Annotated in this window: 15 protein-coding genes and 1 tRNA gene; 8 read left to right on the top strand and 8 right to left on the bottom strand. The window is 65.6% G+C overall.

The window, feature by feature from the left end; genetic code table 11:
- The first annotated feature begins 1 nt into the window (after nt 1).
- On the top strand, nt 2-913 hold the full coding sequence (locus NYQ83_RS10455; RefSeq protein WP_261214545.1) for a DMT family transporter: 912 nt from the start codon (nt 2-4) through the stop codon (nt 911-913).
- A 59-nt stretch (nt 914-972) separates the two neighbouring features.
- Here NYQ83_RS10455 and NYQ83_RS10460 read toward each other — a convergent pair.
- Nucleotides 973-1,049: transfer RNA gene (locus tag NYQ83_RS10460), tRNA-Arg, on the bottom strand.
- Nucleotides 1,050-1,500: 451 nt separating this feature from the next.
- Here NYQ83_RS10460 and NYQ83_RS10465 point away from each other — a divergent pair.
- The 7 genes from NYQ83_RS10465 to NYQ83_RS10495 all read left to right on the top strand — a co-directional run bounded on the left by NYQ83_RS10465 (nt 1,501) and on the right by NYQ83_RS10495 (nt 8,747).
- Nucleotides 1,501-2,634, top strand: a complete 1,134-nt coding sequence (locus NYQ83_RS10465; RefSeq protein ID WP_261214546.1) for a TRAP transporter substrate-binding protein — start codon at nt 1,501-1,503, stop codon at nt 2,632-2,634.
- 70 nt (nt 2,635-2,704) lie between these two features.
- Nucleotides 2,705-3,427 carry a TRAP transporter small permease subunit gene (locus tag NYQ83_RS10470; RefSeq protein WP_261214547.1) on the top strand — a complete coding sequence of 241 codons (723 nt, stop codon included), beginning with the start codon at nt 2,705-2,707 and terminating at the stop codon, nt 3,425-3,427.
- A complete protein-coding gene (locus NYQ83_RS10475) occupies nt 3,424-4,845 on the top strand; it encodes a TRAP transporter large permease subunit (protein ID WP_234628639.1) in 1,422 nt (473 codons plus the stop codon). The genes NYQ83_RS10470 and NYQ83_RS10475 overlap by 4 nt, the downstream gene beginning before the upstream one ends.
- 18 nt (nt 4,846-4,863) lie before the next feature.
- Nucleotides 4,864-6,216, top strand: a complete 1,353-nt coding sequence (locus NYQ83_RS10480; RefSeq protein WP_261214548.1) for an amidase — start codon at nt 4,864-4,866, stop codon at nt 6,214-6,216.
- Nucleotides 6,213-6,419: a hypothetical protein gene (locus NYQ83_RS10485; RefSeq protein ID WP_128291344.1), complete on the top strand. Its 207-nt coding sequence runs from the start codon at nt 6,213-6,215 to the stop codon at nt 6,417-6,419. Before NYQ83_RS10480 ends, NYQ83_RS10485 begins: the two co-directional genes overlap by 4 nt.
- A gap of 23 nt (nt 6,420-6,442) precedes the next feature.
- Nucleotides 6,443-7,219, top strand: coding sequence for a thermonuclease family protein (locus NYQ83_RS10490; protein WP_261214549.1), 777 nt, complete (start codon nt 6,443-6,445; stop codon nt 7,217-7,219).
- A 76-nt stretch (nt 7,220-7,295) separates the two neighbouring features.
- A complete protein-coding gene (locus tag NYQ83_RS10495) occupies nt 7,296-8,747 on the top strand; it encodes a M48 family metalloprotease (protein ID WP_261214550.1) in 1,452 nt (483 codons plus the stop codon).
- A 110-nt stretch (nt 8,748-8,857) separates the two neighbouring features.
- Here the strand turns inward: NYQ83_RS10495 and NYQ83_RS10500 are convergent, their stop codons facing one another.
- The 7 genes from NYQ83_RS10500 to NYQ83_RS10530 form a co-directional block, all read right to left on the bottom strand.
- Complete coding sequence (locus NYQ83_RS10500; RefSeq protein ID WP_261214552.1) at nt 8,858-9,385, bottom strand: RNA pyrophosphohydrolase; 528 nt, start codon at nt 9,383-9,385, stop codon at nt 8,858-8,860.
- A complete protein-coding gene (locus NYQ83_RS10505; protein ID WP_261214554.1) occupies nt 9,382-10,599 on the bottom strand; it encodes a divergent polysaccharide deacetylase family protein in 1,218 nt (405 codons plus the stop codon). The genes NYQ83_RS10500 and NYQ83_RS10505 overlap by 4 nt, the downstream gene beginning before the upstream one ends.
- A gap of 51 nt (nt 10,600-10,650) precedes the next feature.
- A complete protein-coding gene (locus NYQ83_RS10510) occupies nt 10,651-11,979 on the bottom strand; it encodes a S41 family peptidase (RefSeq protein WP_092810609.1) in 1,329 nt (442 codons plus the stop codon).
- A complete protein-coding gene (locus NYQ83_RS10515) occupies nt 11,976-13,373 on the bottom strand; it encodes a murein hydrolase activator EnvC family protein (RefSeq protein WP_261214557.1) in 1,398 nt (465 codons plus the stop codon). The genes NYQ83_RS10510 and NYQ83_RS10515 overlap by 4 nt, the downstream gene beginning before the upstream one ends.
- A gap of 148 nt (nt 13,374-13,521) precedes the next feature.
- Nucleotides 13,522-14,001: a 23S rRNA (pseudouridine(1915)-N(3))-methyltransferase RlmH gene (rlmH, locus tag NYQ83_RS10520; RefSeq protein ID WP_261214558.1), complete on the bottom strand. Its 480-nt coding sequence runs from the start codon at nt 13,999-14,001 to the stop codon at nt 13,522-13,524.
- Nucleotides 14,002-14,020: 19 nt separating this feature from the next.
- Entirely contained in the window at nt 14,021-14,407 is a 387-nt protein-coding gene (gene rsfS / locus NYQ83_RS10525; RefSeq protein ID WP_092810605.1) for a ribosome silencing factor, read from the bottom strand.
- Nucleotides 14,408-14,633: 226 nt separating this feature from the next.
- Nucleotides 14,634-15,266 carry a nicotinate-nucleotide adenylyltransferase gene (locus NYQ83_RS10530; protein WP_314733306.1) on the bottom strand — a complete coding sequence of 211 codons (633 nt, stop codon included), beginning with the start codon at nt 15,264-15,266 and terminating at the stop codon, nt 14,634-14,636.
- Nucleotides 15,267-15,279 lie beyond the last annotated feature (13 nt).

Genomic DNA, 15,279 nt, shown 5'->3' on the forward strand with positions numbered 1-15,279 from the left:
GATGCAGCGCGAGCGCACCACGTCTCTGGCCACCGCCATCGTCTTTGCAACGGGCGTCCTGTGGGGATTCTACTGGCTTCCGGTGCGCACGCTATCGGGTCTCGGCCTCCCCGGCGCCTGGGGCACGCTGGCGATCACCTTCGCCGCGGCCCTTCTTCTCTCTCCCGCAGCCATTTTCCGCCGCCACGCCATTGCCCGTGCCGGCCTCCCCGCTTTCGCCTCGGTCGCGCTCGGCGGCGCCGCCTTTGCGCTCTATTCCATCGGCCTCGTCTATGGCCGCGTGGCGATCGTCATCCTTCTTTACTTCCTGACGCCCGTCTGGAGCACGCTGATCGGCCGCTACGTCATGGGCTGGCCGACGCCGCCGATGCGCATCGCCGCCATCGCCGTCGGGCTTGTCGGTCTCGTCGTGATGCTCGGCGCCGATGGCGGTGTCCCGATGCCGAAAAGCACCGGCGAATGGATGGGGCTTCTCGCGGGCATTCTCTGGTCGGTCGCCACCACCGGCATGCGCACGAAATCGGGTCTTCGCCCGCGTGAGGCGGCCTTCGTCTTCGCCATCGGCGCGGCGGCGACCGCGCTCCTTCTCGCGCCCGTCCTGGAGCCCTGGCCGCAGCCGGAGGGCATTCGCACCCTCCTCTCCCTCCTTGCGGTCACGCTTGCCGGCGGCGGCCTGTGGTGGGGCCTTTCCATCGCCGCGCTCATGTGGGCGACCGTCCGCCTGGAGCCGGCGCGTGTCGGAATTCTCTTAATGGCGGAGGTTCTCGTCGGGGCGGCCTCGGCCGCTGTGCTCGCCGGCGAGGCGCTGCAGCGGCTCGAAATCATCGGCGGCGCCCTCGTCCTCGTCGCCGGCATTTTGGAGATCTGGCCGGTGCGCGGATTACGCCAGGAAACCGAAAGCCAAAGACGGTGAGCGGCGCCCACGCCGGAGCCAGGCCATCACCCGTTTCTCCGGGCCGAATACTCAGAAAATGGTGACCCCGACAGGATTCGAACCTGTGACCCTCGGATTAGGAATCCGATGCTCTATCCTGCTGAGCTACGGGGCCTGATCGATCGCACCCGAGCCCCGACACGCGGCCGACGGGCACAGGCGCCAAGCTCCTGCTATCTACCGTCTCGAGGAAGAGCGAACAAGCCCCGCTTCCTTCGTCTTCTGTCGCGCCCCCGCTCGGTCGCGCCCCCCTTTGTCGCGCCCCCCTCTGTCACCCCGGCGAGTTCTGCAGGCGCCTCTCATCGGTCGACATCGCCCCGCAGCACTCAGGCGCCGCCTCACCTAACACCCCAAGTCAATCACTTTACGAGTTAAAAAAACCGTCAGTTATCTTAGAAATCAGATCCACAAAATTTGCCCACAAAAGTCTCTCTTCACCGCCCTGTGACGCTGTCTTTCTACATCGACTCAAGACTTCTACTTGAACTCAGACGTTTTCCAGGCTCAGATATGCCGGCAAGCAAAAGACCGGCGACAAAAGCCGGAAACGACATCCGGGAGGAAACATGTCTGAGAACAAAACGCCCGTATCGCGCCGATCTTTCTTGAAAGCCGGAACCCTCGCCGCGGGGAGCGCGGCAGGCGCGCTTGCCGCTCCGGCCATCGTCTCCGCCCAGGGCACGCAAACCTTGAAGATGCAGTCGTCCTGGCCCGCCTCGGACGTTTTTCAGGACATGGCGAAGCAATATGCCGACCGCGTCGAGGCAATGTCCGGAGGTCGGCTCAAGATCGATCTTCTGCCGGCGGGTGCCGTGGTCCAGGCCTTCCAGGTCCAGGACGCGGTTGCCGACGGCGTCATCGACGCCACCCACACCGTGACCGCCTATTGGTACGGCAAGAACAAGGCCGCCTCCCTCTTCGGCACCGGCCCGGTCTTCGGCGCCGACGCGTCGCAGATCCTTGCCTGGATCCATTTCGGCGGCGGCAAGGACCTTTACCGCGAGCTCGTCCAGGACGTTCTCGGCCTCAACATCGTCGGCTTCTTCGCCCTGCCGATGCCGACCCAGCCGCTCGGCTGGTTCAAGGAGGAAATCACCTCCGCCGATCAGATGAAGGGCCTCAAATACCGCACCGTGGGCCTCGCCACGGACATCATGCAGGGCATGGGCCTGTCGGTGACGCAGCTTCCAGGCGGCGAAATCGTGCCGGCGCTCGAGCGCGGCGTCATCGAAGCCTTCGAGTTCAACAACCCGACCTCCGACCGCCGCTTCGGCGCCCAGGACGTGTCGAAGAACTACATGCTCGGCTCCTATCACCAGGCGGCGGAGTTCTTCGAAATCGCCTTCAACAAGGATCTCTTCGATTCCCTCGATCCCGATCTCCAGGCAATCCTGGAATACGGGGCGGAGGCGGCGAACACCGCCAATTACGGCCTCGCCATGGATCAGTATTCGAAGGATCTGCAGGGCCTCATCAACGAAGACGGCGTCACCGTTTCGCGCACGCCGGACGCCATCATGGCGGCCCAACTTGAATCCTGGGACAACGTCCTCGAAGGCCTGATGCAGGACGAGTTCTTCGCCAAGGTGGTCGACAGCCAGAAAGCCTGGTCGGAGCGCGTCGCCTTCTACAGCCTGATGAACCAGGCGAACTACAAGCTCGCCTACGAGCATTACTTCCCCGGCAAGCTCGGCTTCTGAGACCTTCCGGCGGGGGTTTTGGGCCCCCGCCCCTTCCCCGTTTCCCAGCCCGATCCCGAGCGGTTTTCCGATGGAAGCCTATATCCGTTTCGCCGACAGGGTCTCCGCCTGGTTCGGCAAGGCCTTTGCCTGGTCGATCCTCGTCATGACGTTCGGCGTCGGCTACGAAGTCTTCGTGCGCTATGCGCTCGGGGCCCCAACGAGCTGGGCCTTCGACATTTCCTACATGATGTACGGCGCGCTCTTCATGATGGGCGGCGCCTACACCCTGTCGCGCGACGGCCATGTGCGCGGCGACGTCGTCTACCGGCTCTGGCGGCCGCGCACCCAGGCGATCGTCGAGCTCGTTCTCTATTTCCTGTTCTTCTTTCCGGGCATCCTCGCCCTCATCTTCGCCGGCTGGAAATACGCCTCGCGCTCGCTCCGCTACATGGAGGTGAGCGTGATGAGCCCGGCCAACGTGCCGATCTTCCAGTTCAAGCTCATCATCGTCGCCGCCGGCATCCTCCTCTTCCAGCAGGGCATCGCCCAGGTCTTCCGCTGCATTCTGTGCATCCGAAGGGGCGCCTGGCCGCAGCACGAAAGCGATGTGGAGGAACTCGAAGAGCAGCTCATCAAGGAGCATGAGCGCGACATCCTCCACCATGGCGGCGAGGCGATCGACATCGTTCTGCCCGCCGGCCAGACCCGCAACATCTTCCACCGCGATCACCCCCGCCATCGCGACGAACGCGACGATAGCGGGCCGCCCGTCGAGCGACCCGGAAGCCCCGGCACGAAGGGCGAAAGATGACCGACCCGCAAATCGCCGTGGCGATGCTCGGCATCTTCATCTTCACCATCATGCTGGGCTTTCCGATCGCCTTCACCTTGATGGCGCTCGGTGTGGGCTTCGGCTACTACGCCTATTTCGACGCCGACCGGCAATGGCGCCTCTACGAGCGCGCCCTCACCGACGGTGCGGATCTGTGGACGCGCATCGAAACCTGGCTCGGCGGCTTCTTCAACAACCGCATCTTCGATCTCTTCGTCAATCAGACCTACTCGGTCATGTCGAACGACGTTCTGACCGCCGTGCCGCTCTTCCTCTTCATGGGCTACGTGGTGGAGCGCGCCAACATCGTCGACCGCCTCTTCTCCACGCTTCAGATCGCGGCCAAGCGCATCCCGGGCTCGATGGCGGTCGCCGCCCTCATCACCTGCGCCCTCTTTGCGACTGCCACCGGCATCGTCGGCGCCGTCGTCACGCTGATGGGGCTGCTGGCCTTCCCGGCGATGCTCAACGCCCGTTACAACACGAGCTTCGCCTCGGGCGTCATCTGCGCCGGCGGCACGCTCGGCATCCTCATCCCGCCCTCGATCATGCTGATCGTCTATGCGGCGACTTCGGGTGTCTCGATCGTCCGGCTCTATGCCGGTGCGCTCCTGCCGGGGCTGCTGCTCGCCGGCCTCTACGTCCTCTATGTCGTCGGCCGCGCCTGGCTCAATCCGAAGATCGCGCCGCGCCCGCCCGAGACCGAGGAGACGCAGATCTCGGGTCTCGCTCTTTTATGGCTGCTCGTCACCTCGTTCTTTCCGCTGGCGATCCTCATCCTCTCCGTGCTCGGCGCCATTCTCTTCGGCCTTGCGACACCGTCGGAGGCCGCAGCGGTCGGCGCCCTCGGCGGCCTCATCCTGGCCCTTGCCTACCGAGCCCTCACCTGGCAGCGGCTGCAGGAATCCGTCTATCTGACGGTCAGAACCTCGGCGATGGTGTGCTGGCTCTTCGTCGGCTCGTGGACCTTCTCGTCGGTCTTTTCCTATCTCGGCGGCGAACAGGTCATCTCCGATTTCGTCACCGGCCTCGACATCTCGCCGATCGTCTTTCTGATCCTCGCCCAGATCATCATCTTCCTGCTCGGCTGGCCGCTCGAATGGTCGGAGATCATCATCATCTTCGTGCCGATCTTCCTGCCGCTCCTGCCGCATTTCGGCATCGATCCCCTGTTCTTCGGCATTCTCGTCGCGCTCAACCTGCAGACCTCCTTCCTCACCCCGCCGATGGCGATGTCGGCCTATTACCTCAAGGGCATCGCGCCGCCGCAGGTGCAGCTTGTCGAGATCTTCAAGGGTTGCATGCCCTTTCTCGGCATGGTCATCCTCGCCATGGCGCTCATCTACGTCTTCCCGGGGGTGGTCTACTGGCTGCCGAATCTCGTTTACGGACGGTGAGCGAATGGGGAGAACGAGATGACGGCCGAACGAACCTTGGATGCCTGCGAGTTGCGCGACCACCTCGCCCGCGGCGAGATCAGCGCACTTGCCGTGGCGGAGGCCTGTCTCGCCCGCGTCGCGGAGAAGGAAGGCGAGATCGAAGCCTTCGCCTTTCTCGATGCCGACCATGTCCTCGCCCAGGCGCAGCGTCTCGACGATTGGCGCAAGGCCGGCAAGCCGATCGGCCGCCTGCACGGCCTGCCGGTGGCCTTGAAAGACATCATCGACACCGCCGATATGCCGACGGAAAACGGCACCGTGCTCGATGCCGGCCGCCGTCCGCGCCAGGATGCCTTCGTCGCCGCAAAATTGCGGGCGGAAGGGGCGATCCTCTTCGGCAAGACGACGACGACCGAGCTCGCCTTTCTCGCCCCGACGAAGACGCGCAATCCGCATGATACGACGCGCACGCCGGGCGGGTCTTCGGCCGGCTCTGCCGCCTCCGTCGCCGCCGGCATGGTGCCGCTCTCGGTCGGCACCCAGACCAACGGCTCGATGCTGCGCCCGGCGTCTTATTGCGGCGTCGTCGGCTTCAAGCCGGGCCACGGCGTCATTCCCCGCACCGGCCTCATCGTACAGTCCGAGCCGCTTGACACGATCGGCGTCTTCGGCCGCTCGGTGGAAGATGCGGCCCTCCTCGCCGAGGTGCTCCAGGGCTACGACGCCGGCGACCACGACACGCATCCGATCGCCAGCGACCGGCTTCTCGAGGCGGCGCGGAGCGCGCCTCCCGTCAAACCGCAATTCGCCTTCATCAAGACGCCCGTCTGGGACAAGGCCGATGCCGACATGCAGGGCGCCATGCAGGAGCTCGCAGGCCTCCTCGGCGATCAATGCGACGAGGTCGAGCTGCCGGCCGCGTTCGCCAACGCCCATCCCGCCCATCGCCGCCTGATGATGGCGGGCTTTGCACGCAATCTCCGCCCCTGGGCCGAGCGCGGCTGGGATCAGCTCAGCCAGCACATGCAGGACGCCATCGAAGAAGGCCGCGAGATCAAGGCCGTCGACTATCTCGCCGCTCTCGACTGGCGCAACATCCTCAATGCCGGGCTCGACCGCGTCTTTGCCCGCTACGACGCCATTCTGACGCCGGCCGCGCCCGGCGAGGCGCCTGCGGATCTTTCAACGACCGGCGATCCCGTCTTCAACACCATCTGGTCGCTCTGCGGCGTGCCGGCGCTCAGCCTGCCGCTGGCGAACGGGGCAAACGGCATGCCGCTCGGCATCCAGATCGTCGGGGCCCGCGGTCAGGAAGGGCGTCTCCTGCGCACCGCGCGCTGGCTGATGGATCATGTCGCCGCGTCGCCGGAGCCGGAGGACCGCCCATGACCGATTGGAGCAACCGGATCCTGGCCTTCGTGGCCCTTGCGGGTTTCGCTCTCTTCCTCTTCATCATCGCCTGGTGGGTCCGCGAGCCGGACCTCGTCATCGTCCTCGCCGTTGTGGTCGCAATGGCGGCCTATGATTTCTGGGGGCATCCATGGCGGCAGCGGCGGGCCGAGGAGCGCGCGCAAGGCGAGAGCGACACCTGAGGTTTCGGGCGCGCCGCGCCCGATTGTGCGGCGCCTTCCTCTGCCTGTCGCTCATCGTCTCGCCCCTGCCGGCGCGGGCGGGCACCTGCGAGCTCGCGGGCGGCGAACGTCTTTTGACCGCGCACGCCGAAGAGCCGCGCACCATCGTCACGGAAGCGAAAAGCTTCGCGCTCGCCGGCATCTCTCCGCCCTCTCTTCTCGATGAGCGCCTGCCGGACGAGCCGTTGCTCGCCGCAATCAACGATTTTCTGGTCGCTCGAACCGCTCGGGCGGTCCCGCTCTCCCAAAAGTCCGACCGCTGGAACCGCATCCCCGCCTGGATCATGACCGACAGCGTCTTCCTGCAGGAGGAGCTTCTCCGGCAAGGCCTTGCCGTCGCAGTTCCTTTTGCGGGTGACGCTCTCGGCGAGACCTGCGCCACACGCCTCTTTGCGGCGGAAGAAGAGGCGCGAAAAGCCGGCCGTGGCATCTGGAAAACCCCGGGCCTTGTCCACAAAGCCAAGGACGCGGCGGCGCTTTCGTCACAATATGGCCGTTACGGCATAGTGGAAGGGACCATCATTTCTGTTGGGAACCGGCCCTATCGCACCTATCTGAATTTCGGACGCGACTGGTCGCACGATTTCACGGCGGAGATTGACGGCCGGGACGTCCCGGTCTTCGGCGGGGAACAGCGACTTCTGGGCCTTGTCGGAAAGACCGTCCGTCTGCGTGGCTTCCTTGAGGAGAAAGGTGGCCCGATGCTTCTTCTGCGAAGGTCCTCGCAGCTTGAAATGATGGACGCGCTGCAACACCCCTGAGGTTTCGCAACAGAGGTCCCCAAGGCTGATGTTCAAGAGCTTGATTTGCGACCGAAAGACGCGCATGGGCGTTGGTATGCGCAGGTCGTTGCTCTCTCTGTTCGTCGTCGCCTTGCTCGGCGGTTGCCAATTGGGACCGTCTCCGAGCCAGATCGGCCGTGTCGAGCCGGTCGCAGCCTTGCCTCAGCCGGGTCCGACAGTGTCGCCGGCGGAGAGCGCCATCGGCGCGCGTGAGCATCAGCGCGTCCTCGCCCAGTATGGCGGCGTCTACAGCGACCCCGACGTGCAGCGCGAGACCGAGCAGATCGTCAAACGCCTCGTCGAAGCCTCCGACGAGCCGGGCCGCAGCTACCGCGTCACCATTCTGAACTCGCCCGTCGCCAATGCCTTCGCGCTGCCCGGCGGCTATGTCTACGTCACCCGCGGCCTGCTCGCGCTTGCCGACGACCGCGCCGAGGTTGCCGCCGTCCTGTCGCACGAAATGGCGCATGTCATCCTGAAACACGCCATTGCGCGCGCCCAGAAGGCCCAGACGAGCGAGCTCGTGGAACGAGTCGCAACCGACGTCCTCTCCGATTCCAAGGCCGGGCAGTCCGCGCGTCTCAATTCGCGCATGACGCTTGCGAGCTTCTCCCGCGATCAGGAGGCCGAGGCCGACAGAACTGGCGTGCAGATCGCCGGCCGCGCCGGGTACGACCCCTTCGCGGCCTCCCGCTTCCTCGACAAATTGCAGCGCTATGCGGCGTTCCGCTCGGCAAGCGGCGAGAAGGATGACGCGCAGAACTTCCTGTCCTCGCATCCGGCGGCGCTTGAGCGGCGCGCGCTCGTCGTCAAGGCGGCCCGCCAGTTCGGGGCGCCGGGCGTCGGCGAACAGGGCCGCATCCCCTATCTCAAGGCGATCGACGGCCTCGTCTACGGCGACGATCCCTCGGAAGGCTTCGTGCGCGGCCGCGAATTCCTGCATCCGCGCCTCGCGATCGGCTTCAAGGTGCCCCCGCAATATCGCCTGGAAAACACGCGCGAGGCGGTTCTCGCCGCTGCCGGCCGCGATACGGCGATGCGCTTCGACGGCGTGAAGGCCACTGAAAATCAGAGCCCTGAATCCTATCTCGCCTCAGGTTGGATCAACGGTCTGGAAGAAGGATCGATCGAGCCGCGCACCGTCAACGGCCTTCCCGCCGCCGTCGCCACGGCCGTCGCGGGCGACTGGCAGTTCCGCATCGGCGCGATCCGGCTCGGCAGGTCCATCTATCGCTTCATCTTTGCCCAGCGCGGCGGTTCCGGCGACATCGATGCGGCCTTGTCGCAGACGCTTGCAAGCTTCCACCGCCTCGACCCGGCGGAAGTCGCGCGCCTGCGCCCGCTCAGGATCGACCTCGTCATCACCAATCCGGGCGACACGGTGCAGAGCCTCGCCACCCGCATGAAGGGCGTTGAACGAGGCGAAGAGCTGTTCCGTATCCTGAACGGCCTCTCCGACGACGAACCCATCGGCGCCGGCCGCATGGTCAAGGTCATCTCGGACTGAGGCACCTGATTGCGGCACGGGCGCCGCTCCCGGTCTCCCGGCAGCTTCGTCCCTTGCTTCAAGCCAGAAATCGTTCGGGTAACGCCGTCCAGCCCGGACGGCCGCGGGGATCAGGCCGCGGCGAAACCGGCAAAAGCTGAGGCGACCCGCTCATAGACGTCGCGCTTGAACGGCACGATCAGTTCCGGCGTCCGCTCCAGACGCTCCCAGCGCCATTTCAGGAATTCGGCCTTGTGGCCGTCGCGCGGGCCGACATCGATCTCGCTTTCGTCCCCCTCGAAGCGGAAGGCGAACCATTTCTGCGTCTGGCCGCAATAGCGCCCCTTCCAGGCGGAGCGGCAGAGTTCTTCCGGCAGATCGTAATGCCACCACAGCGGGGATTCGGCGAGAAGCGTGACGGAGCGCATCGCCGTCTCCTCGTAGAGCTCGCGCTTGGCCGCCTCCAGCGGCGTCTCTCCGGGGTCCATGCCGCCTTGCGGCATCTGCCAGGCATAGCCGGACGAGACGCTCTCCTCGCCGCCCGTCCTGCGCCCGACGAAGACGAGCCCCTCGGCATTGAACACGGCCAGGCCCACGCACGGACGATAACCTTCGAGCGGCTCCGCAAAGCCGGTTTCATGCAACATTTTTTCGTTCATTCCTCTTGCTGCGCCAGCGCGCTCACCGGCACGAACGCGATCCCGCGCGCCTCCGCCTCGGGGATCCATTCCGCCAGCGCGGACACCGTCGACGGGAAGGCCGAGGCAACGCCGACGGCGCGGCCCTTCTGCCGCGCAATCGCCTCCAGATCGTCGAGCGCCTTTGCAATCAAGGCCGGCTGCCTTTGCTCGTCGATGATCCGGTCGGCCACCACGACGGGCGTGCCGAGCGACGGGCCGAGCCGGGCCGCAACGCTCAGATCCGAACTGCCGTCGTCGACATAAAGAAGGCCGCGCTCGCCGAGATTGGCGAGAAGCGGCCGCATCGCATCCGCCTCGGCCGTGAACCGGCCGCCGAGATAATTCATGATGCCGGTATAGCCACCGGCCCGGCTCAAAATCCACGCCAGACTGTCGGCATTCGCCCCGCTTTTCGCACTGACGAGGAGCGTATGCTCGCCCGGATCGGTGCTCGGATAGCCGAAAGGCTCCATCGGCGCCTGCAGCAGGATTTCATGGCCGTCGGCGCGCGCATCGCCGGCCCAGCGATTGAGGCTCGATCCGGTTGCTGCGAAGGCGAAGGTGACGTCGCTCGGCAGGGCCCGGATGGCGCGCTGCGTACCCGTCTGGCTGATGCCGAGCCCGCCGACGACGATGGCGATATGCGGCTGATCGGGCGCCAGATAGGCCGGCCGCGCATAGGCTTCGCGCGGCATCGTGCCATCGTCGCCGATGCGCGGCAGCGGCCCGTAGGCGGAGCTTTCCTGCAATTCCGGAAGCGGCGCACCGGCGAAGAAGGCGGTGCTCGACGGCGCCTGCTGCAAGGCCGCCTGCATGCGCTCGAAATCCGTTTGCGGCTCGGAAGAGGCGGCCGCGCCAGGCTGCGCCGGATCGGTGAAGAGCGAGCCCACATCGGAGGGGGCGCTCGCGCCCGCCTCCATCTCCCAGCCGGGAGCCGCAAGCGCCTGGCGGCGCGCATCTTTAAGGGAGGTCTTGTCGATGCTGCCGGTCGTTTCGGGCCCGGCCCCCTTCACGTCGGCAACCGCGACGGCGCGCCCGCCATCGGGATCATCGACGAGCGCCGTCCACATCAAGGCGGTGACGAACACCACGCCGGCGAGAACCAGCGGAACATAGAAAAGCCAGCGCAGCCGTCCCTTTCGGGCCGGCCGCGCCGGGCGTTTCAAAGGTGCATTGAGCTCGTCGGCCGCCATCGATTCCCGTCGGCTGGCTCATGCAGCGGGGCGAAATGCCCCGCTGATTCGTCAGTTAGGTATACCCTGGGACGGGTCTGCCGGAAACCGGTTGTTGACCTGGATGCCGCGCAGAAGATCGAGCGCATATTGCAGCTGCTTGTCGTCCTTGGCGTCCGCCGGGACATAGGCCGACGCCGCGGAGACCTTCTCCTCCTCGCCGTCCTCGCTCGACAGATGGCCGCGCAGATTGGCCTCGCCCGTCGCTTCCTCGCTGCCCTTCAGCTCTTCCGGCAGCTCCTGCACGACCTCGATGTCCGGCTCGATGCCCTTCGCCTGGATCGAACGGCCCGAAGGCGTGTAGTAGCGCGCCGTCGTCAGCCGGATGGCACCGTTGCGGCCGAGCGGAATGATCGTCTGCACCGAGCCTTTGCCGAAGGAGCGCGTGCCGACGATCGTCGCGCGGCGGTGGTCCTGCAGCGCACCGGCCACGATCTCCGAAGCCGAGGCGGAAGCGCCGTTGACGAGAACGATGACCGGCTTGCCGTCGGCCTTGTCGCCGGCCCGCGCCGTCGCACGCTGCACGTCGTCTTCCTTGCGGCCGCGCGTGGAGACGATCTCACCCTTGTCGAGGAAGTCGTCCGACACGGCGATCGCCTGATCCAGAAGACCGCCCGGATTGTTGCGCAGATCGAGGATATAGCCCTTGAGCTTGTCCTTGCCGATTTCCTTCTTCAGCTCGCTGAAGGCGTCGTTGAGGCCGTCGGCGGTCTGCTCGTTGAACTGCGTGATGCGGATATAGCCGACATCCTCTTCGGCGCGGTCGCGCACCGAGCGCACCTGAATGATGTCGCGGATGATCTTGATCTCGAGCGGCTTCTCGACGCCCTCGCGGCGGACCGTGAGCGTGATCGGGGAATTCACCGGGCCGCGCATCTGATCGACGGCCTCACGCAGCGACAGACCGGCGATCGGCTCGCCGTCGAGATGCGTGATCACGTCGCCGGCGCGCACGCCCGCTTTGTCGGCCGGCGTATCTTCGATCGGCGTCACGACCTTGATGAGGTCGTTCTCCTGCGTCACCTCGATGCCGAGCCCGCCGAATTCGCCGCGCGTCTGCACCTGCATGTCGCGGAAGCTCTTCGGATCGAGATAGCTCGAATGCGGATCGAGCGAGGTCAGCATGCCGTCGATCGCCGATTCGATCAGATCCTTCTCCGAAGGCTCCTCGACATAATCGCTGCGCACCCGTTCGAAGACGTCGCCGAAAAGGTTGAGTTGGCGGTAGGTTTCAGAGGAAGCGGCCGTCGCCGAACCGGTCTGCCCGACTTGCACGACAGCGCCCATGGCCACCGCGCCAACCACCGCACCTGCGGCCAGCAGGCCCATCTTACGCATCATCCTCGAACCTCTTTTTGCTCGCGCCGGTCCCACCACGGATCCGGGTCGATCGACCGTCCATCCTTGCGAAACTCGACATATAGAACGGGCTGGGCGGAAGTGTGGTCAATATCACTAAGGCTTGCAAGCCGCTCCGCACCCATAACCGCGACCGGCTCCCCAGCCAGCACGAACTGGCCAAGTGCCACATCTATGCGTTCAAGCCCAGCCAGAACAACATGATATCCGCTCCCGACGTTCAGGATCAAGACCTGCCCGTAGCTGCGGAAGGGTCCCGCATAGACGACCCAGCCATCGGCGGGTGAGACAACACGCGCACCCGGGCGGGTGGCGATCGAAATTCCCCCGGCATGCGCCCCGAATTCGTCCTTTTCGCCGAAATGCGTCAGGATCGGGCCCGCCGCCGGCAGCGGCAAAATCCCGCGTGCCTTGTCGAATTCCACGGCCGGCGCCATGCGCGCCGTATCCTGGAGATCGCGCGCCGCCTCTTCGGGTGTCTTGTTGCGGGCAGCTTCCTCGGCCCGGCGCGCCTCTTCGGCGGCCCGTGCCGAGGCCTCGACCTCTTTTTCCAGCGAGCCGATCAGGTCTTCGAGCCCGCTCGCATCCTCGGCGAGCGCGGCCGCTTTCTTCTGTTCGTCGGTGAGTGCGGCCTCGGTTCTTTGGCGCTGCTCTTTCTTCGATTCGATCAACAGATTGATGCGCGTCTGCTCTTCGCCGAGCGTCGCATATTGCTTCTTCAGATCCTCGTGCTCTTCTTCGATCCGCGCCTTGAGCTGCGTGAGCTCGGCAAGATCGGCGGCGAGCGCCTCCGCCTCCACGCGAATATCCGGCAGAACGGCGCCGGCGAGGATCGAACCGCGGATCGCCTTCAAGGCATCCTCCGGCCGCGACAGGATTGGCGGCGGCGGCGTGCCGCCCATGCGCTGCAAGGCCGCAAGCACTTCGCCCAGAACTTCGCGCCGTGCCTCCAGCGACTGCCGCACCCCGTCCTCGTTCGCCTGCAGCCGGTCGAGCCGGATCTCGGTTTCCTGGATGCTGTTTTCCGCCCGGCGCAGCCGTTGCGCCGTCGCAATCAGCTCGCTGCTGAGCTTCGCCCGGTCGGCCTCCACCGTCTCGATCTCGCGGCGGAGCGCTTCCTGGCGTTTCTTGGAGACTTCGATCGAGCGCCGCACCGCTTCGAGCTCGGCCGCGCGCGCCCGGCGTCTGGCTTCGGCGGACAGGGACATGCCCCCCTCCGTCACAGCTTCGTCCGCGATCGCCGCCTCGTCCGGCACCTCCGTCTCGGTGGCAAAACTCGGCCCGAACGCGAGCGGCAGCCCGGCGCAGACGAGCACCGCCGCCCGAATGCCGTTCCTCAGGATCCGCGCCCGATATGTCGGAGAGTGATTCGTCACCGTCTCACGATGCCAGTCGATCAAGGCCTTGCGCCACGCCTTTTGGAGAGACACCCACGCACGCCCGTCCGGTCAAGTGCGTTCTCGCAGGCGTCTTTCACACGCCCCGGCCCCTCATGCACGGTGACCCCTCATGCACGGCGAAACCTCACGCCCGGTGATAAGGATGCCCGCTCAAGATGGTGACGGCCCGGTAGACCTGCTCGGCGAGCATCGCACGGGCGAGCTTGTGCGGCCATGTCATCCGCCCGAAGGCAATGGCCGCGATCGCCTCCTGGCGCAGGCTCGGATCGAGCCCGTCCGGCCCGCCGATCACGAGACAAAGGCCGGAAACGCCCTTTTCTGCCTCGCCGCCGATGAGCCCGGCGAAATCTTCAGATGAGAGATTGCGGCCCGTCTCGTCGAGCGCGACGATCGGGTATCCGGCCGCAAGCTTTTTGAGGCTCGCGGCCTCCTCCGCCTTGCGGTCGTCTGCCCTCGAGGCGGAGGATTCGGCAATTTCGCGCACGCTGATCCCGCTGATGCCGACCGACCGGCCGGCTTTGCCGACCCGCTCGAGATAGCGGGCCGCAAGCTCGGCTTCCGGTCCGGCCTTCATCCGGCCGACCGCGAGAACAAGGATCTGCAACGCGTGTAACCCGGCCTACTCAGCCCTGGACGCGGCGCTCCGCATAGGGCTCCGCCGACCACATCTTTTCCAGATTGTAGAACTCGCGAACTTCCGGACGGAAGACATGGACGATCACGTCCCCGGTATCGATCAGCACCCAGTCGCAATGGGGCAGCCCTTCGACGCGGGGAATGTTATGGCCGAGGCCCTTGAGCTCGCTGATCACCCTTTCGGCGATGGCGCCGACATGGCGATGCGAGCGCCCCGAGGCGACCACCATGTGATCCCCCAAAGCGGATTTCCCGGCGATGTCGATGGTCACAACATCCTCGGCCTTCGCATCATCCAGGCTCGAGAGGACGGTTTTCAGCTCATCCGCCGCTATAAGGTTGGCGCCGGCATGAGACGCGTGAGGCGCAAACATCGGAATGCTCGCCTCGCTCTGGCTAGTAGTCAGGAGTAAGATCCTCTTTCCTTCCTGCCGTGAATAGGCCGGGCCAAAGTAAGCCACATGCCTACGGTGACGTTGTGTCACCCCTTAAAGATAGAAACGACACCATGACGGTTTCAAGTCCAATCTCTCCGGAAGAGGCCTGTCATGGACGATGTGACGCGAAAAATCGCGCTTTCCGGCATAGCCTTAGTGCAAGTCAGCCGCTCGCGGCCCGCAGCGCCGTCGACGAAACCGGCGTGCGCGGACCAGGCAGGACGACGAAGGCGGGCGCTCTCAGGTCGGCGAGGCAGGCCGCCGATTCGTTGCCCTGGCGATAAGGCGCAAGCGCCCGCGCTGCCGGCGCGGCCAGCGGCGCACTCAATGACCCCGGCCGCGGGACGATGGCGATCGGCACGCTCGCGGCGATCTCCTGCCAGCTTTCCCACAGATGAAAGTTCTGGAGATTGTCGCCACCCATGATCCAGACGAAGCGCGTCGCCGGTTCGCGCGCCGCAAGTCGCGTCACGAGATCGGCCGTGAAGCGGATGTGCCAGCGGTTTTCGATCGCCGTCACCTTGAAGCGCGGATGGCTCGCGATCCGCGCCGTCGCTTCCAGGCGCTCCCGCAGCGGCTTTAAGCCATGCGGCGCCTTCAACGGATTGCCCGGCGTCACCAGCCACCACACCTGATCGAGCCGCAACAGCCGCAGCGCCCGCAGCGCCACCTGCCGGTGACCGATATGCGGCGGATTGAACGAGCCGCCATAAAGCCCGATCCGCTGCCCCCGCCCATGCGGCGGGAGGCCCTCGTAAATCCGGCTGTCGCGGGCGATATGGATCGAACGGGAGATCGTTGCGCCTCGC

This window comes from Afifella sp. JA880, from assembly GCF_025379905.1.
In the GTDB taxonomy this organism is placed as follows: domain Bacteria; phylum Pseudomonadota; class Alphaproteobacteria; order Rhizobiales; family Afifellaceae; genus Afifella; species Afifella aestuarii.